Below are 21,409 nucleotides of genomic sequence, written 5' to 3' on the forward strand. Positions count from 1 at the left end.
CACGAGGAGATGAACAGGAATGGAAGTTAGAAATGAAATGAAGAAAAAAGGGAGTTGGAGGCAGTTTTTACGCCTTATTCAAGATACAAATCCTCCGAAAGGAATTTTAGTTTTTGCATTATTAATGAGTTTGCTTTCTACGGGAGCGAGTTTATTTATTCCCATGCTAACAAAAGGATTAGTAGATAATTTTTCGCTTTCTTCAATTAGTGCAGGACAAATTGTTGGGTTAGTTGCTTTCTTTGTAATGCAAACTATTGCGGCAGGGTTATCTATATATTTACTAAATTACATCGGTCAGAAGATTGTAGCGGGACTAAGAGAACGTTTGTGGAAAAAGGTACTTATCTTGCCGGTATCTTATTACGATCAAAATAGAACAGGTGATACGATTAGCCGTATGACGAATGATACAGGTGTTGTGAAAACGTTAATTTCTGAGCATTTGTCAAACTTATTAACAGGTGGTATTTCAATTGTTGGATCGTTAATTGTATTATTTGTTTTAGATTGGAAAATGACTGCGTTACTTTTAACGGTTATTCCGTTGTCTGTATTAATTTTAGTTCCACTTGGACGAAAAATGTATAAGATTTCAAAAGCGCTTCAAGATGAAACGGCATCTTTTACAAGTGTGTTAACGCAAGTGTTATCGGAAATTCGTTTAGTGAAATCTTCAAATACAGAAAAAAGAGAATATGAAACGGGTAATACAGGTATACAAAAGTTATTACAATTTGGTTTGAAAGAAGGAAAAGTGCAAGCATTAATTTCGCCAGTTATGTCGTTTGTTTTAATGGCACTACTTGTTATTATCGTAGGATATGGCGGGATGCGAGTTTCTAGCGGTGCATTAACAACTGGTGAACTTGTAGCGTTTATTTTGTATTTAGTTCAAATTATAATGCCGATGAGTCAATTATCTATGTTCTTTACACAATTTCAAAAGGCAATCGGTGCAACGGAAAGAATTAGTACGATTTTAGAATATGAAGTAGAAGATCATGAAACTGGTGTGAAAGTGGCAAATGCTAAGCAGCCGATCGTTCTTGAAAATATACATTTTGAGTATAACGAAGAAGAGCAAGTTTTGAAAAATATTGATTTTACAATTGAATCAGGAAAAGTGACAGCGATTGTAGGACCAAGTGGTAGTGGGAAAACAACGTTATTCTCATTACTGGAACGTTTTTATGAGCCAACTAGCGGTGCCATTAAATTAGGAAAAGAATCAATTACGAGTTATTCATTACAGTCATGGCGACGTCAAATCGGTTACGTATCACAAGATAGTCCGTTAATCGATGGAACGATTCGTGATAATATTTGTTACGGCGTTGAAGGCGAAGTAACGGATGAAGAAATTGAAAAAGTAGCAGCAATGGCATATGTTGATGCATTTATTCATGACTTACCAAACGGTTATGCAACAGAAGTTGGAGAACGCGGTGTGAAGCTTTCTGGTGGACAAAGACAGCGAATTGCCATTGCCCGGGCGTTACTTCGAAATCCGCAAATTCTTATGCTCGATGAGGCAACTTCAAGCTTAGATAGTAAATCTGAGTCTGTCGTTCAAAAAGCGTTAAATAACTTAATGAAAGGCAGAACAACGTTAGTGATCGCGCATAGACTTTCTACTGTTGTAGATGCAGATAAAATTATCTTTATTGAAAAAGGGAATCTTACAGGTAGTGGTACGCATGATGAATTATTACAGACGCATGATATGTATCGCGAGTTTGCAACGCAACAATTGAAAATTAAAGAGGGTGCATTATAAAATGAATCATCAGTGGGATTTTACTCCACTGATGATTCATTTTAAAAAAATATATTAGATGCTAAGTAGAAAGGAAATGGTTCCTTTGATACCTAAAATTTTAATAGTAGACGACGATCCACACATTAGGGAACTCGTTTCTGTATTTTTAGAACGAGAAGGTTTTCAAACATATGAGGCAATTGATGGAGTAGATGCACTTCGGAAAATGGATGACGTAAAAGTCGATATGGTTATTCTTGATATCATGATGCCAAATATGGATGGATTTGATGTATGTTTTGAATTAAGAAAATACTATGATATCCCGGTTCTGATGCTAACTGCCAAAGGAGAAACATCACAAAAAGTAAAAGGATTTCACCTTGGGACAGATGATTATCTTGTAAAGCCATTTGATCCTATAGAACTAGTAGTGAGAGTAAAGGCATTATTGAAACGTTACCAAATTACAGTTTCACAATCGATTCAAGTTGGAAATGTATTATTAAATCGTAAAACATTCGAAGTTACATCTGGAGAACAAACGGTTACGTTACCGTTAAAAGAATTTGAGCTGCTCTTTACTTTAGGGTCTAAATCGGGAAGAACTTGTTCGAGAGAGCAATTAATTGAAGAAATATGGGGATATGATTTTGAAGGGAATGAACGTACACTAGACGTTCATATTAATCGGTTACGTGAGAAGTTTCAAGAAGAGCAGTCGAAATTTAGTATTAAAACAATAAGAGGATTAGGGTATCGCTTAGAGGTAAGTAAATGAGAAAAGGAAAACGAATGAGTAAGTTGAAGATGCTGAAAGTATTTGGAGCGGTATTAGCGCTCTTTTCTTTTCTTACTATCATTTGGTCTATCGCATTTTATGTAGCAACTAGTATATTGAATGCTTTTGACGTAAACGTATCGCCATTTGTTGCCTTTCTAATTAGTGATATGGTCGGTTTTGTATTTATTATTCTTATTTGGACATTAATTGGAATATTAATGAGGCCAAAACGAGAGGCAATGATTTGGACTATTATTGAACCGATACAAAAAATTGCAAAAGGAGATTTCTCCGTAAAAATACGAAATGAAGAAAAGTATGATGGAGAAATTGGCGTGCTCGTAAAAAGTATAAATGATATGACAGATGAACTGAATACGATGGAGAAAATGAGACAAGAATTTGTATCGAATGTTTCTCATGAAATACAGTCACCATTAACTTCTATAAAAGGATTTGCTAGAGCACTACAAGACGATAATCTTTCTGAGAAAAAAAGAAAGCATTATCTTACCATTATTGAAACTGAAACAACGAGATTATCTAAACTAAGTCAAAACTTATTAAAGCTAACTCTTTTAGAATCAGAAGAGTATATACCAGAAAGAGTGAGTTATCGATTAGATCAGCAGTTAAAGCAAATTGTGTTAAATAGTGAACCACTCTGGGCTGAAAAAGAAATTGAGTTAGAACTAGATTTAGAAAAAGTACATGTTATTGCTGATCAAGAAAGTATGAGTCAAGTGTGGATTAATTTAATTCATAATAGTATTAAATTTACTCCAAGCGGTGGTACGATTATTATTCAGTTAAAGGAACATGAAACAGTAGTGGAAGTGCGTATCCGTGATTCAGGAATTGGTATATCTGAAGAACAGAAACAACATATTTTTGAGCGTTTTTATAAAGCGGATTCTTCACGAAATCGTGCTTATGGAGGAAGTGGCTTAGGTTTAGCTATTGTAAAAAAAGTACTCGATCTTCATCATGGGGAAATAAAAGTTGAGAGTGAGGAAGGGAATGGTACTGAATTTATTGTGTGTATTCCTAAATATAAAGAGAAATAGTGTTAGGGTGATATCTTCTAACACTATTTCTCTTTATAAATACATTTACCATTGTTGCAGCTATATTGATAAGCTCTTCCTTCGCTATTCATACGGTATGAGTAATCTGATTCTTTATCTTTCTTAAAGTCAACGTACGCTTCTGCACCGTTTTTATCATCATCTATATCAATGAATTGAACGGATCGTATAGAATAATCTTCCTTTTCACTTAATCCCTTTTCTTGCAAATTTTTATGTATACTGTCTACTAACTCGTCAAACAATGACCAGTTTAAATTAAGATTTTCAAATGACTCAGTATGTCTTCCTAAAATGCCTTCGTCTTGTATTATTTTATTATTATCGTATGTATAAGAGTATGTAAAATAGGGTTCGTCTTTATATACTACTGTTGCATAATAGCCGATATTATAAAGGGGAGTATATTTTCCGGTTATGCTTTGTATTTCTTTTTGCTTATATCCTTTTATAGTATGGAGATAGTCGCTAGTATCTTTTTCTATTACTTTATAATGTAGTGGATTACCAAATATAAAATACATAGCCAAAAATATGATACATAGTCCGACTGCAGTTAGTGATAAGAACCATTTTTTTCTTTTCATACACATACACGCTCCTATGCTGGATTTATTTTTATTTTATATGAATAATGGAAAAAACATGATACTTATAAATAAAAACTTTTTATAGTTACCTACAAGTAACCTACGCACATGAAAGTGCATCATTGCCTTTTTACATAAACATAGATACAATTTTAATATAATACATAACTGAGATGATTAAGGAGTGTTATACTTGGCAGAATTATTACAAGGCAAAAATGCTTTAATTACAGGAGCAGGTAGAGGGATTGGTCGCGCTGTCGCAATCGCATTAGCGAAAGAAGGCGTAAATGTAGGACTATTAGCTCGTTCAGAAGAAAACTTAAAAGCAGTAGCGAAAGAAGTAGAAGCAGAAGGTGTAAAAGCTGTTATTGCAACTGCTGATGTTTCTTCATACGAAGAAGTGACTACTGCGATTGAAACGTTAAAAAATGGTTTAGGATCTATCGATATTTTAATTAATAACGCTGGTATTTCTAAGTTCGGTAAGTTTTTAGAATTAGATGTTGCTGATTGGGAAAAAATCATTCAAGTAAACTTAATGGGTGTATATTATGCAACTCGTGCTGCTTTACCAAGCATGATTGAACAACAATCTGGTGATATCATTAACATTTCATCTACAGCAGGACAAAAAGGTGCACCTGTAACAAGTGCATATAGTGCTTCTAAATTTGGTGTTCTTGGTTTAACAGAATCGTTAGCGATGGAAGTTCGTAAGCATAACATTCGTGTAACGGCTTTAACACCAAGTACAGTAGCAACTGATATGGCTGTTGATTTAGGATTAACTGACGGAAATCCTGATAAAGTTATGCAAGCTGAAGATATTGCAGAATTTATCGTAGCACAGCTGAAATTAAATAAACGTACATTTATTAAATCAGCTGGACTTTGGTCTACTAATCCATAAGAATTACATTTATTAATAAAAGAAGGGATATCTATTCTGTAATGGGATAGATGTCCCTTCTTTATTTTTTGTGTTTAAGACAGAATTTTCTGTATAATCAAAAGTGAATGGTAGAAAGCATTGGAAAATTGAAAGGGGTGGTATTTGCATGATTGGAATTGAGAAATGGACGGCTGTTGATCAATATATGAGTGATGTATTAATACCGAAAGATTCTACATTAGAAGGGGTTCTTCAAACTAATGCTGCAGCTAATTTGCCAGCACATGATGTATCACCAACGCAAGGTAAGTTTTTACAACTATTAGTACAAATTCAAGGGGCCCGTAATGTTTTAGAAATTGGTACGCTAGGCGGATATAGCACGATATGGATTGCTAGAGCATTGCCATCTGGAGGCCGAGTTGTTACATTGGAAGCAAGTGAAAAACATGCAGAAATTGCACGTAGCAATATTGAGCGTGCTAATTTGACTGATAAAATTGAAATACGAACAGGATTAGCGTTAGATTCTTTACAACAAATAGAAAACGAGAAGTATGAACCGTTTGATTTTATTTTTATAGATGCTGATAAACAAAATAACCCTGCTTATTTTGAATGGGCACTAAAACTATCACGACCGGGTACTGTAATTATTGGGGATAACGTAGTACGTGAAGGAGAAGTTATTGACAATACTAGTACCGATCCTCGTGTACAAGGGATACGTCGTTTCTATGAATTAATAGCTGATGAGCCACGTGTTAGTGCTACAGCGCTTCAAACTGTCGGAAGTAAAGGATACGATGGGTTTGTAATGGCAGTAGTAAAAGAGTGATACCGTTCGAAAGTCTATTATATTTATAGTAGACTTTAGGGGAGTGAGAGATAATGAATGAAGCATCTTTCCAATACTGGGCGGAGTATTGGAAAGATGCTGAGATACCAAAAACGGTGAGTGCTTGGAAATTTGGTGATACCGCAAATCGTCTTGCTAAGCAAGTAGTTGACGGAACGAAAACGGCAACTTGTTCTGCATATCTCTTCTATGAATTAAAGAATGTACCGTTACCAACTACAGAGGACTACTCTGTTATTTTGGATTACGATGAAAATCCGGTAGCAATTGTAAAAACAATTGAAGTAACAATAGTACCTATGAATGAAATTACAGAAGAGTTTGCAATTGCTGAAGGGGATGAAAGATATAAAAAAATAGGAGGAGAGAAAATGAAAAAGAAATTTCAAAAATTATAACATGTATCTTGTACAACGCAGCTACCTCGTGGACCTCCAACATACTTGGAAATATAAGTTTATATAAAAATTGGAGGTTAGGAATAGATGAGAACTGAAAAAGAAATGTTAGACGTAATTATAAATACAGCAATAGAGGATGAAAGAATTCGAGCAGTTATCATGAATGGATCGCGTGTAAATCCAAATGTGAAAAGAGATTGTTTTCAAGACTATGATATTATGTATGTTGTAAATGATATACAATCTTTTACGTCTAATCATAATTGGGTTCATAGATTTGGAGAAATAATGATAGTACAAATGCCAGAAGAAATGTCGTTAGTTCAACCAGATGAAGATGGAAAGTTTCCGTATTTAATGCAGTTCATGGATGGGAATCGGATTGATTTAACGCTAGTTCCAGTTGAGTTAATAAAAAAGTTCGTTGGACAAGATAGTTTAAGTAAACTGCTTCTTGATAAAGATAATTGTCTGGAAGAATTCCCACCAGCAAGTGATAAAGATTACTTAGTAAAAAAGCCTACAGAAAAAGAGTTTTTAGATTGTTGTAATGAATTTTGGTGGTGTAGTACGAATATCGCAAAAGGGTTATGGCGAGAGGAACTTTCTTATGCAAAAGGAATGCTTGAAGGACCAGTGCGAGATATGTTCATCGTAATGCTAGAATGGTATATTGGTATGAAAACAGATTTTACAGTTAATGCAGGTAAGTTTGGAAAGCATTTCGAGCAATATGTTGAAGAAGATATGTGGAAGCAATTTAAAAAGACATTTTCTAATGCAGAATACGAAAACATATGGGGCTCATTCTTTGTCATGGGTGATTTATTTAGAGAAGTGGCGAATGAAATTGCTAATACATATGGATATCAATATGCGCAAGATGATGATGATAAAGTGACGAACTATTTAAAACATGTGAAAGCTTTGCCAAAAGATAGTACATCGATTTATTAATAATATAAAGCAGTAAGACTGTCCTGTTAACGGACAGTCTTATTTGTGCTTATGAATAACAATTTCTCTAACAAAGTGCAGATGAATCACATATGAAAATTTAGGGAGGTTTTTATCATGTATTATTTTTATTCGCCAGAAATGTTCGTTCCATATCAATGGGGACTAGAACGAGATGTTTCGTATGCTTATATGCCATATAACTCATTTTATTATGGAGACTATAAAAGCTCATTACCTTACGTATATACCCCTCAAAATTATGAAGTACCAATGAAAGCATATGAGCGTGGATCATGGACACCATTTTCGTGGGTCGAAAAATATGCGTATGCATTTTCAGGTTCTTACAATAAAGCGGAAGTAGCCCTTACATTTGATGATGGGCCAGATTTAGTCTTTACGCCAAAAATATTAGATAAGTTAAAACAACATAATGTGAAAGCGACTTTCTTCCTGCTTGGTGAAAACGCAGAAAAGTATCCAAACGTAGTAAAGCGTATTGCAAATGAAGGGCATGTAATTGGTAATCATACGTATAGTCATCCGAATTTAGCAAAAGTAAATGACGTTGAGTACCATAATCAAATAATAAAAACGGAAGAAATATTAAATCGTTTAGCTGGTTACGCACCAAAGTTTATACGTCCGCCATACGGTGAAATACTTGAAAATCAATTAAAATGGGCAACAGAGCAAAATTTTATGATTGTACAGTGGAGTGTTGATACGGTTGATTGGAAAGGTGTAAGCGCTGATACGATTACAAATAATGTGTTAGGGAATTCATTTCCTGGAAGTGTCATCCTCCAGCATTCAACACCAGGTGGACATTTACAAGGATCTGTAGATGCACTAGACAAAATCATTCCGCAGTTAAAAACGAAAGGGGCACGTTTTGTAACACTTCCAAGTATGTTTCAGACATCAAAAGAAAGAAAGTGAATGTGTTATAAATTGGAAAAAATAGGGTTATGCCGTATAATGAAAGTGTAAGTTTAGGAGGGATATAATTGATTTATGCACTAGTAAACATAGGAATAAGCATATTGATTGGAATTATATTTATACTTGCGGCACTTATCCTTCAAAAAAATCCACCGACAGATATTAATGCGGCATATGGTTATCGTACGAAACGATCTATGAAAAATAAGGAATTATGGGATGCGGGTAATAGGTATAGTGCAGCAGTGATGAAGCAAAATGGATTCATCATGATGTTAATTGGGAGTGTTATTAGTATACTGTTTAGATATCCACATACAATGATAGCGATTATGGTGGTTATGCTGTTATTAATTATGCGTTTATTTATACAAGTAGAGAGTAGATTAAAAGTACTTGAGCAATAATGAAAAATAGGACTCCACGCAATATGATGCTGAGAGTCCTATTTTATTTATAAACTATTATTTTTTAATACTTCTTTTCCTTGCTCTATAACAAATTCATAGTATGCAAGATCATACGGATAAATATCTTCAAATGTTATCGTAATCGGTTTATTGTTTAGGACTGAAATCGTCGTTAAAGATGAAATCTCTCCTTTTAATAGTTGTAGAAAAGGAGTTGTATGTACTTTCATCACATCGTCTACTTCTTCACCTGGTGCGAATGGAAGTGGATTGTTGACATTGTGAAAATACATATGACAAAATTCACGATCAGTAAGATTTGAAATTTCATAATCTATTTTAAAGATGCCTTTGTATATTAAATCAGTAGTTTGAAAGGAAAGCCCCAATTCTTCTTCGATTTCACGAAGGCCACCAATTTGTACATCTTCATCATGCATAATATGTCCAGCTGAAGTAATATCCCATATACATGGAGCTTCTTTTTTATTTTTAGAGCGTAATTGGAAATATAAGAACATATCTTCATTATCTTTTTCTACAAACCAACAATGAAATGTTTCGTGCCAATCACCGTCACGATGCACTTCGTCACGTAATTTCTTCCCAAGTGTATTTCTTTCAGGATCAAATATTGTTAACCACTCTGTCATTTTAATTCCCCTTTCCTCAAATTTTATTATACAATATTTGTATTGAATTTTGGGAAAATAAAGAAAAAGGAGTGGTTATAAGTGGAGATAGAGCGTATGGAAATAAAATCGATTATTTCAACAGAGGAAGAGTTACGGAAAATATTGGGGCAACCAAGTGAGCGAGCATTGAAAAAAGTTATTTCATCATTAGACCACCATTGCATAGATTTTCTTTCTAAATCTCCTTTTCTAGTATTATCTACTGCAAATAAGTTGGGGGAGTGTGACGCCTCGCCGAGAGGAGACGCACCTGGATTTGTTTACATATTAAATAATAGTAAAATTATTATTCCGGAAAGACCAGGAAACCGCCGTATAGACTCCATTTTGAATATTATTTCCAATCCAAGTGTAGGATTAATCTTTTTTATTCCAGGTCTTGGGGAGACACTCAGAATAAATGGCCGAGCGTATATTACAAACGACGAAGAAGTTTTGAAAGAAATGCAGGCGAATGGACGTAATCCATTGCTTGGAATTGTTGTTGAAATAGAAGAGTGTTATATTCATTGTGCAAAAGCTTTTATTCGTTCTAAGATGTGGGATTCAGAATCTTGGTTAAATAAAAAAGAGTTACCTTCAGCAGCAAAAATGTTGCTGGAGCATGCGAAAGTGAATACTTCAGAAGAAGATGTTGCACGTTCTTTAGAAGAAAGTTATACAAAAAGATTGTATTAAAAATTTTATTGATATAGTTTTGTGGAGCGGATATGTACGGGTTTTAGAATGGGGAATTTATATACGAACCGTTGATTTACAAACTGGAGAAATAACAAAATAGATAAATTGAGTGGCGGTTGCATAATGCTATTGTAAAATATAATAAAAAAAGTTCTTGAAAATAGTTAGTAAAAATAGGCTTGCTTTTTAAAAAGTTGATAACTATAATAAGTTAACAAATAGACATGAACGAAAAAGTAACGATAAGGACAAGAAATCATTTTTACGGTTTACAGAGAGGGAAGCCAAGGGTGTGAGCTTCCTAACACGAGAAATGATTTTACCACCTTTGAACTTCAATAGTGAACGAGTAATCTAGTAATTATTGACGGTATCAGCCGTTATCTGAACTTGAGCAATCTAGAAGGAGATATGTCTAGATTGGAACAAGGGTGGAACCACGAAAACACATTCGTCCCTTTCCTAGGGATGAGTGTGTTTTTTTACGACCTTAGAGATTGAAAATTTAAAATAATTAAAAAATAGTATTGATTTTGTTTTTTATGCGAGTATAATGAGTTAACAAATAAACATGAACGAAAAAGTAACGATAAGGACAAGAAATCATTTTTACGGTTTACAGAGAGGGAAGCCAAGGGTGTGAGCTTCCTAACACGAGAAATGATTTTACCACCTTTGAACTTCAATAGTGAACGAGTAATCTAGTAATTATTGACGGTATCAGCCGTTATCTGAACTTGAGCAATCTAGAAGGAGATACGTCTAGATTGGAACAAGGGTGGAACCACGAAAACACATTCGTCCCTTTCCTAGGGATGAGTGTGTTTTTTTATTACTTTGAAAGGAGGTGCTTGTAACATGAAACAATTTGTACGTACGGAAATAACCACCACCTGCATGGCCAAAGAGCAGAATAAGGTGATTTATAGGTGTAACAATTAAACTTTTAGGAGGAGATTAGAAGATGAATAACGTTATAAATGTTGGGGTATTAGGTTTAGGTACGGTCGGAAGTGGTGTTGTTCATATTTTGAAAGAACATTATAAAAAAATCGCTCTTGATACAGGATACGAAGTGAAAGTGAAAACAGTCGTTGTACGTGATTTGGAAAAAGAACGCGATGTTTGTATTGACGGAATTGCAGTCACAAGTCATGCAGATGAAGTTCTAAATGATTCAAATATTGATATTGTAGTAGAGGTAATGGGCGGAATTGAAGAAGCAAAACAGCATATTGTTAAGGCTTTAGAAAATAAAAAACATGTCGTAACAGCAAATAAAGATTTAATGGCTGTATATGGTGCAGAGCTTCTTCAACTGGCAAATGATAATGATTGTGATTTATGTTATGAAGCGAGCGTAGCAGGCGGTATTCCAGTGTTAAGAGGACTAACTGACGGGCTAGCATCAGATCAAATTGAAAAAATAATGGGAATTGTAAATGGTACAACAAATTATATGTTAACAAAAATGAGTCAAAATGGGTGGTCTTATGAAGAGGCTTTACAGGAAGCGCAAAAATTAGGTTTTGCAGAATCGGATCCGACAGCAGATGTAGATGGACTAGATGCGGCGAGAAAGGTAGCAATTCTTGCAAACTTAGGTTTTTCGATGAATGTTTCATTAGATGATGTGCAAGTAAGAGGGATTCGAAAGGTCGAAAAAGAAGATTTACAAATGGCTGAAAAGTTAGGATTTACTATGAAGTTAATTGGGAAAGCAGAAAAACAAGGATCAGCCATTCATTTAAGTGTAGAACCGACACTTTTACCAAGTCGTCATCCATTATCGAATGTAAATAATGAATTTAATGCAGTATATGTTCACGGTCAAGCGGTAGGAGAAGTAATGTTTTACGGACCTGGAGCTGGAAAGTTGCCAACTGGTTCTGCTGTAGTAAGTGATATTATTTCCATCGTTAAAAATATGAATCAAGTGCCGAAAAATAAAAGTGCGTTAAAAGAACCAGTTCCTTATGAATTACAAGGTGATGAAGAAGTAGTTTCGAAATATTTCTTGCGTATTTCATTACGAGATGAGCCTGGGATGTTGCAAAAAGTAACAGAATGTTTCGTTAATTATTCTGTAAGTTTAAAAGAAGTTATTCAATTACCTTTAAACCGTGAACTGGCAGAAGTTGTTGTTGTGACACATCGAACTTCCAAGTATCAATTCGAACGAGTTTTAGGAGCGATAGAAGCTGTCGCAAGTGAAATAAACAGTTACTACATTATTGAGGAGGAAAAACAATATGTATAAAGGACTATTAAAACAGTATGCTTCTTATTTACCGGTGAATGAAAAAACACCTGATGTGAGCTTAATGGAAGGAAACACACCTCTTATTCCGTTATTAAATATATCAAAGCAATTAGGGGTTCAGCTATATGGTAAGTACGAAGGAGCGAATCCGACAGGTTCTTTTAAAGATCGTGGTATGGTGATGGCAGTTGCTAAGGCGAAAGAAGAAGGTTCAGAAGCAATCATTTGTGCATCAACAGGTAATACATCAGCATCAGCTGCAGCATATGCGGCACGTCTTGGGATGAAATGTATAATCGTCATACCTGAAGGAAAGATTGCACATGGGAAATTAGCGCAAGCGGTCGCTTATGGAGCTGAAATTATTTCAATAGAAGGGAATTTCGATGATGCACTTAAGGCTGTAAGAAATATTGCTGCAGAAGAGCCGATTACGTTAGTAAACTCAGTAAATCCTTATCGAATTGAGGGGCAAAAAACGGCAGCATTTGAAATTTGTGACCAATTGCAAAATGCACCAGATGTTCTAGCTATCCCTGTTGGGAACGCAGGAAATATTACAGCATATTGGAAAGGTTTCTGTGAATATGAGAAAGAAAAAGGTTATAAGAAGCCAAGAATTCATGGCTTTGAAGCGGAAGGAGCAGCTGCAATTGTAAAAGGGCATGTAATTGAAGAGCCTGAAACAATTGCAACAGCGATTCGAATCGGTAACCCGGCAAGTTGGTCATACGCAGTAGAGGCTGCTGAGCAGTCTCACGGTGAAATAGATATGGTATCAGATGAAGAAATTTTACATGCGTATAGGTTATTGGCAAAAACTGAAGGAGTTTTCGCTGAACCGGGATCAAATGCTTCATTAGCCGGCGTAATTAAACATGTTGAATCTGGAAAAATCAAAAAGGGAGAAACAGTTGTTGCAGTATTAACTGGAAATGGTTTGAAGGATCCTGATATCGCTATTTCTTCAAATCAACTAGACATCGCAAGTGTGTCAAATGATATAGAACAAATTAAAGATCATATTAAAGGGGTGATTATGTCGTGATACCATTTAGCGTTCGTGTCCCTGCTAGTACGGCGAATGTTGGTCCTGGATTTGATTCAGTTGGAATAGCTTTGTCATTGTATTTAGATGTGGTGGTTAAAGAAAAAGCTGATAAATGGCAAGTAATCCATTCCTTTGAAGAATCAATTCCGACAGACGATAAAAATTTAATCGTTAGCACGGCATGTAAAGTATGTCCTTCTATATCACCCCATATAATAGAAGTTACTAGCAATATCCCATTAACGAGAGGGCTAGGAAGTAGTGCATCAGCGATTGTAGCTGGGATAGAGCTTGCGAATCAACTAGGTGATTTGAACTTAACTGCTGATCAAAAAGTTCAAATTGCTACAAATTTTGAAGGACATCCTGATAATGTTGCTGCTTCTATATTAGGTGGAACTGTAATCGGAGCACTTGATGGAAAGGATATTTCCGTCGTAAGAATTGAGAGCAAGGAATTAGGGGTAATTTCTCTTATTCCGAATGAAGAATTAAATACAGATGAAAGTCGATCTGTATTACCAAAGATGTTTCCGTTTCATGAGGCAGTTAAAGCTAGTGCGATAAGTAACGTATTAGTAGCTGCATTATGTCAAAAGCGGTGGGAAGTTGTAGGTGAAATGATGGAGAGAGACCATTTTCACGAGCCATATCGTTTAGAACTCGTACCGTTATTACCATCTATTCGTAAATGCGCAAAAGAATTTGGTGCGTACGGCACAGCACTTAGCGGTGCGGGACCATCTATTTTTATATTAACACCATATGAGAAACGTCAAGAAATCGCTGAGCAATTAGCGAGAGTATTTACAGATATGAAAGTATGTGAGCTTGAAATCGACCATAAAGGTATTATTGTAAATAAGGAAGAGCATATTGGATTATAAAGAAAGCTGGCATGGCTAGCTTTCTTTACGTTGCAAACCTATTTTAAATTGGGTTTTTTCGGAAAAAAATATAAAACAAATGTTGATTTTGAATAATGTAAGTAAAGAGTGCATTCATTTTGGAGGTGATTAAATGAATAAAGAGTCACCAGAAGAAAAAAGAGAGCGTATGAGACAAAGTGAATTAAAAAGTAATCCTACGGGTTCTTTACATGACGGACTCAATAGAGCGGAAACAGGTAGTTCAGTTGATATAGCAGGTGGTATGAATTGGAAAGGTACAGGGATAATCATTTTAGTACTACTTTTAGGATACATTGTATACACTTATTTTTTCAGTTAAAGAATGCTTGTTAAAATTTTGATTTTTTCAGTTAAAGAATGCTTGTTAAAATTTTGATTTGTTTAGTTTCATAATTGTTGAGAAAAAATGCAGTTACTGTATTACATATCTTCTAAGCGAATTATAGTTGTTCATATCAACTTTTAATACTCCAAATAGAGCTAGCAAAATGCTAGCTCTATTATTTTTTGCCACATTTCTGTAACAAACCACCTGTATATTCATTGGTGGAGGTGCAGAGGATGAAAAAAATGATAGCGATATGTCTTCTAACAACTATGCCATTTTCGACTTTAGTCGGTTGTGACGTAAAAGGTAGTAATGCTGTACAAGAGTCTAAAATAAAGAAATCGACGTATAAAGATTTTACTTATGATGTAAATCCAGAAACATTCACAGTAACTGTAGAACATGAGGGTGTAAAGGAACAGGCATCACAACCCCTACCGAAAATGAAGGTATCGAATGTAAAAAAAGAAAAGGATCGTACATCGTGGGAATATCCAGATCAAAAAGTAAAAATAAAATTAGAAAAGAAAAAAGACCACTTAAACATTGAAGTGGAATCGACTGGTGCAGAAAGTTTTACATGGCCGAAAGTAGAAGCTGAAAATTATACACTTCCGTTATGGGAGGGTAAGCAAATTCCGAGCAATGATGAGAATTGGAAGAAGTTTTTAAAGGATGATGCATATTCATTTGCTGAATCATTTTCTATGAAGTTTTTCGTATTAAATGGTTCGAAATATTCAATTGTATATATTGCAAACAATATGTTTAATAATGAATTGAAATTTCATTCGGATCCGAAAATAGGATTTGATTTTACACATGAATTTCCGAGCATAAATAAAAATAAAACATATGGATTTCAATTATATGTGACAAATAATGATGCGGTAAGCATTGCTAAACTGTATAAGGATGATATTGTTCGAAAAGGTGAATTTAAAACATTACAAGAAAAGGCTAGAAAAAATAAAGAAATCGAAAAGTTATATGGAGCGGCGCATTTTTATTTTTGGAATCAAAATGGTTTATCAGAAAGTAATATAAATTGGCCAAAACTAAGAGAGCAAATAAATAGCCCGCTGTTTAGCCATATAAAAGAACTTATTCAAAAGAATAGTTCAGAGCCTGGGGAACTGAATGTATTAGATCAAGTAAGTAAACAAGATTTCATTGATAAGTATCAAAAAAATGTTATTTTACGTTATATAAACGAAGTATTATCTATGAAGGAATTTTATAAAGAGGATATTTTTCAAAACGTTGATCAGGAAGCTAGTGTGCTATTAAAGAAAGGTGTAGGTCACTTAACGAATACAGAATTGTATAGCTTAAATAAGCATTCATTAAAGTCGCTACTTGGTGATGCGGTTGAAGAGGTAAGTAAATGGGGTAATGCAGATGGAACGGATATACTAAAGGAAATGAAAGAGGCAGGAATAGAAAAAGCGTGGATTGGTCTGCCGAACTGGGAACAAGGATTTATGCAACCTAATTTCGTGACAAAAGCTAAGGAAATGGGGTATTTAGTTGGTCCGTATGATTCATATCATTCCATTCACGAAAAAAGTGATAAAAATTGGAACACAGCATCCTTTAATGACCCGTCATTATATGAAGAGGCTACTGTAACGAAGAAAAACGGAGAAAAGGTGCAAGGCTTTTTAGGAAGAGGTCGCAAGTTAAATCCGACTTTATCGCTGCCTAGTGTAAAGGAACGCATGAATGATATATTACAAAATGGTCCTAAATATAATTCATGGTTTATTGATTGTGATGCGACAGGTGAAATTTACGATGACTATTCAGCGAAACATATAACGACGCAAGAGCAAGATTTAAAAGCACGTTTAAAACGAATGGACTACATTGCGCAAGAAAAGGGTATGGTCGTTGGTTCTGAAGGCGGAAATGATTTTGCTAGTAGTACGATTGCATTTGCACATGGAATTGAAACACCTGTTATTAAATGGGACGATGAAGATATGCGGAAAAATAAAACAAGTCCGTATTATGTCGGTGGATATTGGTCACCAAATCAAAATGTGCCTGAAAAATATGCAAAACAAGTACCATTGAAAGAAGAATATAAACAAGTATATTTAAACCCAGTATATTCGGTACCATTATATAAATTAGTATACAATGATTCCGTTATTACAACGCATCATTGGGAATGGGGAAGTTTAAAGGTAAAAGATGAAGTTGGAAATCGAATGCTGTCTGAATTATTGTATAATGTTCCTCCGTTGTACCATTTAGATGAAGTAGAGTGGAATAAGCATAAAAAAGAAATTACAGAGCATCTAAAAGTTTGGAATGAAGTTCATGAAAAAGCAGTAAAAGAAGAGGTGACGAATTTTGCATATTTGTCAGAAGATAAGCTAGTACAATCTGTTTCTTATGGAAAAGATATTAAAATCATTGTGAACTTCTCAAATGAAGACATGGAAGTAGAAAAAACGAAAATAAAAGCAAAGTCGGCTTTTATTGATAATCAGGGGAAGAAAAGCATGTATACGCCGTTTGAGAAATAATAACGTGAAATATACTGTATTCATAGAGATTTTATAATTAGCTGGACTCTTTATTCATATCATTTATCTGGAAAAAGATATCCTGATTTAAAATGAAAGAGTTAATGAATTTGTAAATTCACATGTTGCGAAGTGCTAAATTTTTGAAATTGGTAAATAGTGACTTGCCAAAAATAAGTACGAGAGTATAATGTGAAATGGAATACGTATTGGGTTTAAGTAGTAACCTTACAAAATTGTAAGGTTAGTGAAAGGAAATTCAATATGAAGATAAATAGACTTACATTATACTTGGTAAAGAGAAAGAGAGGCGAATGGGTATGAGCTCTGAATTAGAACAAAATACGAGAAGTAATAAAAAGCGTTCTAAAAGAAAGTCAATAAAATGGTTCATATTAATTCCATTTTTCCTACTTATTTTTGGAGGAGTAGGATATGGTTCGTTTATATATAATAAAGCAAAAGCAGTTGTAAATGATGCATATGCAAAAATTGAAAAGTCATCAAAGCGTGATAAAGAAGTTGAACCTTTAAAGGATAATATTTCAATATTAATCATGGGTGTAGATGGAAGTGAAATGAGAAAAAGCCAATATGGCGAAGCAGTTCGAACAGATGCACTTTTATTAGCAACAATTAATAAAGATGATAAGTCTGTTAAGCTAGTAAGTATTCCACGTGATTCACGTGTTTATATTCCAACTAGAAAAAAATTAGATAAAATTACTCATGCTCACGTATTTGGTGGCGTAGAAAGCACACGCGATACAGTGGAAAGATTTTTAAATGTCCCTGTTGATTATTATGTGAAGTTTAACTTTGAATCATTCGTACAAATTGTCGATTCAATTGGTGGTATTGATATTGATGTACCAGTTACTTTCACTGAACAAGATAGTAAAGACCAAGCTGGTATGATCCATTTAGAAAAAGGTTACCAACATTTAAATGGAGAACAAGCACTTGCACTTGCAAGAACGCGTAAAATTGATAGTGACGCAATGCGTGGACAGAGACAGCAACTTGTAATAGAAGCAATTGCCAAAAAAGCGATGTCTGTTCAATCAATTAGCAAAATGGGCTCTTTACTAGATGCGGTTGATAAAAACATGAAAACGAACTTAACATTTGACGATATGCTTGCCATTACAAAAAATATGGCAGGAACTAATTTGGAAATGGAAAAAATGCAAATAGAAGGTACAGATAAACGTATCGGTGGTATTTATTATTACATTCCAAATGAAAAAAATATAAAAGATATTTCAAAAAAATTAAATGATCATTTAGGTGTAACGCCAAAATCAGTTCGAAACGAATAATAAAAAAAGATTGGCTTTTGCCAATCTTTTTTTTGAAGTGGATTAGCAACTTTTTAATAACGTTTTTTTGTTCTAGAAAAATTATACTAAAATCATTTTAATTTATATAAACAAAAGGTGTAATTATACGATATACTAGAGGGGACTATTTGGAAATTAGCTCCTAAAGTTGAAGGAAAGGAAATTCAATTTATCACTATTTATAGAACAATTGAATTGGTGGAAATTGAAACAGGTTAAAGAAAGACTGTTCAAAATGCAATTACATATTCATACACATTGAAGCGATTAAGGTGAAAGATGAAGAGATAGTAATTGCGAAAGATCATTTATCATATATTGACCAGCTATTTTGCCAGATTAATAATTATGTAATAGGTGAAAATATGGTTTAGCTATCGTCAAAAAATGGTGGATCTTCATGGAGATACGTTGAGTCTTATAAGCACATGGAACAATACTTTTGATAAAACTCCCAGTATAATACAAAAAAATCTGTTTACATGGTGAAATAAAAATAAATAGATGTATAATTATATTGGGCGATTTATATATAAGATTAATAGGGAGAGGAATTCGATAGAATGGAAAAAGCTTTAAAAATTAAACAAATAGTAGTCGTTTTAATAGCGATTGCCGCAGTAGCTATTGGGTATTACATGTTCCAATCAATTACTTCACCAGCAAAAGCTGTTGCAAAACAAGAAAATGTAGTGCAGCTTGCAAGTGAACAGCCGAAAGTTGAAATGAATAAAACGGCACCAAGTCGTTTTAATGGAAAAGAAAGAAAAGTTGCTTATCTTACATTTGACGATGGGCCAGGGAAATATACGGCTGAATTATTAAATACGCTAAAACAACATGATGCGAAGGCGACGTTCTTTTTAATTGGAGCGAATGTAAAAGAATTTCCTGATTTAGTGAAACGTGAAAATGCTGAGGGTCATTATGTAGGCATGCATAGTATGACACATAATTTCGCAAAGTTATATAAAAATGGCGAGTATGTAAATGAAATGAAAGAAGATCAAGGTTTAATCGCTAATATTATTGGGAAATCACCTAAATTAACACGTCCTCCATATGGTTCGATGCCTGGATTGAATGAAGGTCTTCGAAATAAAGTGGTAGAAGGCGGATTTAAAGTATGGGATTGGACAATTGATTCATTAGATTGGAAATACAATAAAATGCCAGTTGATGCAGCTGCAGCACAAATTGCTCAAAATGTCTTAACAAACGCAACAAAACCACAAGAAGTAATTTTAATGCATGATATTCACCCGCAATCAGTTGCTGCTGTGCCAGCAATTTTAAAGGGGCTAAAAGAAAAGGGTTATGAGTTTGAAGCTTATCATGAAGAGAGTCACTTTCCAGTGAACTTCTGGCATGATAACCGTATGTAATGGAGGAATGAACGTTGAAGTATGGAAAAGTAGCAGTAGTTGGAGCATTATCAGTAGGGCTTTTAACAGGTTGTTTCGGTGAAAAGCCAGAAGAAAATCTATATACAGCTTTTGAAACAGCAGCAACACAAGAAAAATCTTTAGTGGATGAAGCAAAAAAATTAGAGCAGTTAGAGAAACAAGGGCAAGAATTATATGCTCAAATTTTGCAAGAAGGTAAAGATCATAATGAAGCAGTTGTGAAGAAAATAGAGCAAGCTACTGCAAATGTAGATGACCGTGAAAAAGTATTGAAAAGTGAAAAAGAAATGCTAGAAAAAGCACAGAAGGAAACGAAATCTGTTCAAAGTAATATAGAGAAAATTGAAGATAAGAAGTTACAAAAACAAGCAAAAGCAGTAGAAGAGTCGTATAAAAATCGTTATGATGCATTCAAAAAGATGAATGAAAATTACACGAAAGTATTAGCGACTGAAAAAGAACTGTATGAAAAATTAAAAGTAAAAGAAACGAAATTAAAAGAAATCGGTGAAAAAGTTAAAACTGTTAATGAATTAAATGTGGAAGCACAAAAGTCGAAAGAGCAGTTTAACAAATTTACAAAAGAGTATAATGACAGTAAATTAGCATTCTACAAAGATGCAGAGATTAAGATTAAAGATCAGAAATAAAGAAGAATCTTAAGCATAATAAAAAGCCGGAGAAACATCGTTACAAATGTTTTTTCGGTTTTTTATGTTGAATGAATAGAAAAGACTGGAATTGATATCATAAAAGAGTTATAGTGAATTATTCCAAGGGAAATATTGTAAAGTAAGGAGAATGGAAATATGTCATATGAATTTTTACTCAAATTAGGTTTAGCACTCTTTTTAGGATTATTCATCGGGATAGATAGGCAGCTAAAGAATAAACCGCTTGGTGTGAAAACAAGTATGGTTATTTCTGTAGCAAGTTGTTTAATTACGATGGTTTCAATTGAAGCCGTACATGTATATTCTGTTCCAGGGCATACAAATATGGATCCAATGCGTCTAGCTGCTCAAATTGTGAGTGGGATTGGTTTTCTTGGGGCAGGTGTTATTTTACGAAGAAGTAATGATGTTATTTCTGGATTAACGACAGCTTCTATGGTGTGGGCTGCTTCAGCTTTAGGTATAGCAATTGGGGCAGGCTTTTATTTACAAGCGACGGTTGCTATGATTTTAATTATTTTAGCAATTAACGTACTTCCACAACTTGTGAAAATTGCAGGTCCGTATTCATTACGACAAAAGGATTTATCTATAAAAATTACTGTAAAAGAGCATCATGAGTTAGATGGTATATTTAAGCAAATTAAAAATTTAGGTATGCATGTGAAACGAGTGAAAATTAAAGATATAGATAGTGGAGCATTTCAGCAATTGGAAATGGTTATTTTAGCTCCAGAAGATTTATATACAACAGAGTTATATAGCTCCCTGAAAGAGATTGATCGTGTTGTTTCAGTGGAAGTGGAAAGTAGATAATTGTGATAAA

The 21,409-nt window shown here is 34.1% G+C and carries 21 protein-coding genes and 2 other annotated features; of the genes, 19 read left to right on the forward strand and 2 right to left on the reverse strand.

Annotated features, from left to right (window positions below):
- Positions 1 to 19 precede the first annotated feature (19 nt).
- The 3 genes from DOS87_RS09670 to hitS all read left to right on the forward strand — a co-directional run bounded on the left by DOS87_RS09670 (position 20) and on the right by hitS (position 3,613).
- Positions 20 to 1,780 (forward strand): ABC transporter ATP-binding protein, encoded by a 1,761-nt coding sequence (locus tag DOS87_RS09670; RefSeq protein ID WP_208730249.1) that lies wholly within the window; start codon positions 20 to 22, stop codon positions 1,778 to 1,780.
- Positions 1,781 to 1,865: 85 nt separating this feature from the next.
- Entirely contained in the window at positions 1,866 to 2,543 is a 678-nt protein-coding gene (gene hitR, locus DOS87_RS09675; protein ID WP_000612415.1) for an envelope stress response regulator transcription factor HitR, read from the forward strand.
- A complete protein-coding gene (gene hitS / locus DOS87_RS09680; protein WP_001225395.1) occupies positions 2,540 to 3,613 on the forward strand; it encodes an envelope stress sensor histidine kinase HitS in 1,074 nt (357 codons plus the stop codon). Before hitR ends, hitS begins: the two co-directional genes overlap by 4 nt.
- A gap of 23 nt (positions 3,614 to 3,636) precedes the next feature.
- Here hitS and DOS87_RS09685 read toward each other — a convergent pair whose 3' ends face one another.
- Positions 3,637 to 4,227 carry a DUF3139 domain-containing protein gene (locus DOS87_RS09685; protein ID WP_002162839.1) on the reverse strand — a complete coding sequence of 197 codons (591 nt, stop codon included), beginning with the start codon at positions 4,225 to 4,227 and terminating at the stop codon, positions 3,637 to 3,639.
- A gap of 190 nt (positions 4,228 to 4,417) precedes the next feature.
- On the opposite strand from DOS87_RS09685, the gene DOS87_RS09690 reads away from it, so the two are divergent.
- The 6 genes from DOS87_RS09690 to DOS87_RS09715 all read left to right on the forward strand — a co-directional run bounded on the left by DOS87_RS09690 (position 4,418) and on the right by DOS87_RS09715 (position 8,691).
- Positions 4,418 to 5,137 carry a 3-ketoacyl-ACP reductase gene (locus DOS87_RS09690; protein ID WP_000818985.1) on the forward strand — a complete coding sequence of 240 codons (720 nt, stop codon included), beginning with the start codon at positions 4,418 to 4,420 and terminating at the stop codon, positions 5,135 to 5,137.
- Between the two features lie 148 nt (positions 5,138 to 5,285).
- Complete coding sequence (locus DOS87_RS09695; protein WP_000579239.1) at positions 5,286 to 5,957, forward strand: O-methyltransferase; 672 nt, start codon at positions 5,286 to 5,288, stop codon at positions 5,955 to 5,957.
- Between the two features lie 53 nt (positions 5,958 to 6,010).
- Positions 6,011 to 6,376, forward strand: a complete 366-nt coding sequence (locus DOS87_RS09700) for an ASCH domain-containing protein (protein ID WP_002162838.1) — start codon at positions 6,011 to 6,013, stop codon at positions 6,374 to 6,376.
- A gap of 87 nt (positions 6,377 to 6,463) precedes the next feature.
- Positions 6,464 to 7,336: an aminoglycoside 6-adenylyltransferase gene (locus DOS87_RS09705; protein ID WP_098577919.1), complete on the forward strand. Its 873-nt coding sequence runs from the start codon at positions 6,464 to 6,466 to the stop codon at positions 7,334 to 7,336.
- Positions 7,337 to 7,453: 117 nt separating this feature from the next.
- Positions 7,454 to 8,281, forward strand: coding sequence for a peptidoglycan-N-acetylglucosamine deacetylase (locus DOS87_RS09710; protein WP_000291212.1), 828 nt, complete (start codon positions 7,454 to 7,456; stop codon positions 8,279 to 8,281).
- A 68-nt stretch (positions 8,282 to 8,349) separates the two neighbouring features.
- A complete protein-coding gene (locus DOS87_RS09715; RefSeq protein WP_000638559.1) occupies positions 8,350 to 8,691 on the forward strand; it encodes an SdpI family protein in 342 nt (113 codons plus the stop codon).
- Positions 8,692 to 8,738: 47 nt separating this feature from the next.
- Here the strand turns inward: DOS87_RS09715 and DOS87_RS09720 are convergent, their stop codons facing one another.
- Positions 8,739 to 9,347, reverse strand: coding sequence for an NUDIX hydrolase (locus DOS87_RS09720; RefSeq protein WP_000141354.1), 609 nt, complete (start codon positions 9,345 to 9,347; stop codon positions 8,739 to 8,741).
- A gap of 81 nt (positions 9,348 to 9,428) precedes the next feature.
- Between DOS87_RS09720 and DOS87_RS09725 the strand changes: the two genes are divergently transcribed.
- The 10 genes from DOS87_RS09725 to DOS87_RS09770 all read left to right on the forward strand — a co-directional run bounded on the left by DOS87_RS09725 (position 9,429) and on the right by DOS87_RS09770 (position 21,399).
- A complete protein-coding gene (locus DOS87_RS09725) occupies positions 9,429 to 10,067 on the forward strand; it encodes a pyridoxamine 5'-phosphate oxidase family protein (protein WP_000402141.1) in 639 nt (212 codons plus the stop codon).
- Between the two features lie 233 nt (positions 10,068 to 10,300).
- Positions 10,301 to 10,532: a binding site (T-box leader), on the forward strand.
- A gap of 115 nt (positions 10,533 to 10,647) precedes the next feature.
- Positions 10,648 to 10,879, forward strand: a binding site (T-box leader).
- Positions 10,880 to 11,034: 155 nt separating this feature from the next.
- A complete protein-coding gene (locus DOS87_RS09730) occupies positions 11,035 to 12,330 on the forward strand; it encodes a homoserine dehydrogenase (protein ID WP_001066895.1) in 1,296 nt (431 codons plus the stop codon).
- Complete coding sequence (gene thrC / locus DOS87_RS09735; protein WP_000276427.1) at positions 12,323 to 13,381, forward strand: threonine synthase; 1,059 nt, start codon at positions 12,323 to 12,325, stop codon at positions 13,379 to 13,381. The genes DOS87_RS09730 and thrC overlap by 8 nt, the downstream gene beginning before the upstream one ends.
- A complete protein-coding gene (thrB, locus tag DOS87_RS09740) occupies positions 13,378 to 14,271 on the forward strand; it encodes a homoserine kinase (protein ID WP_000612099.1) in 894 nt (297 codons plus the stop codon). The genes thrC and thrB overlap by 4 nt, the downstream gene beginning before the upstream one ends.
- Before the next feature lie 133 nt (positions 14,272 to 14,404).
- Complete coding sequence (locus tag DOS87_RS09745; protein WP_001031480.1) at positions 14,405 to 14,614, forward strand: DUF6366 family protein; 210 nt, start codon at positions 14,405 to 14,407, stop codon at positions 14,612 to 14,614.
- 242 nt (positions 14,615 to 14,856) lie between these two features.
- Complete coding sequence (locus tag DOS87_RS09750) at positions 14,857 to 17,160, forward strand: glycoside hydrolase (RefSeq protein WP_098577920.1); 2,304 nt, start codon at positions 14,857 to 14,859, stop codon at positions 17,158 to 17,160.
- 320 nt (positions 17,161 to 17,480) lie between these two features.
- Positions 17,481 to 18,482: an LCP family protein gene (locus tag DOS87_RS09755; RefSeq protein WP_002083270.1), complete on the forward strand. Its 1,002-nt coding sequence runs from the start codon at positions 17,481 to 17,483 to the stop codon at positions 18,480 to 18,482.
- A gap of 584 nt (positions 18,483 to 19,066) precedes the next feature.
- Entirely contained in the window at positions 19,067 to 19,888 is an 822-nt protein-coding gene (locus DOS87_RS09760) for a peptidoglycan-N-acetylglucosamine deacetylase (RefSeq protein ID WP_000409482.1), read from the forward strand.
- A gap of 14 nt (positions 19,889 to 19,902) precedes the next feature.
- Positions 19,903 to 20,559 carry a YkyA family protein gene (locus DOS87_RS09765; protein WP_000873563.1) on the forward strand — a complete coding sequence of 219 codons (657 nt, stop codon included), beginning with the start codon at positions 19,903 to 19,905 and terminating at the stop codon, positions 20,557 to 20,559.
- Positions 20,560 to 20,718: 159 nt separating this feature from the next.
- Positions 20,719 to 21,399: an MgtC/SapB family protein gene (locus tag DOS87_RS09770; protein ID WP_000119503.1), complete on the forward strand. Its 681-nt coding sequence runs from the start codon at positions 20,719 to 20,721 to the stop codon at positions 21,397 to 21,399.
- Positions 21,400 to 21,409: the final 10 nt, after the last annotated feature.

This window comes from Bacillus sp. CR71, from assembly GCF_003429245.1.
In the GTDB taxonomy this organism is placed as follows: domain Bacteria; phylum Bacillota; class Bacilli; order Bacillales; family Bacillaceae_G; genus Bacillus_A; species Bacillus_A thuringiensis_S.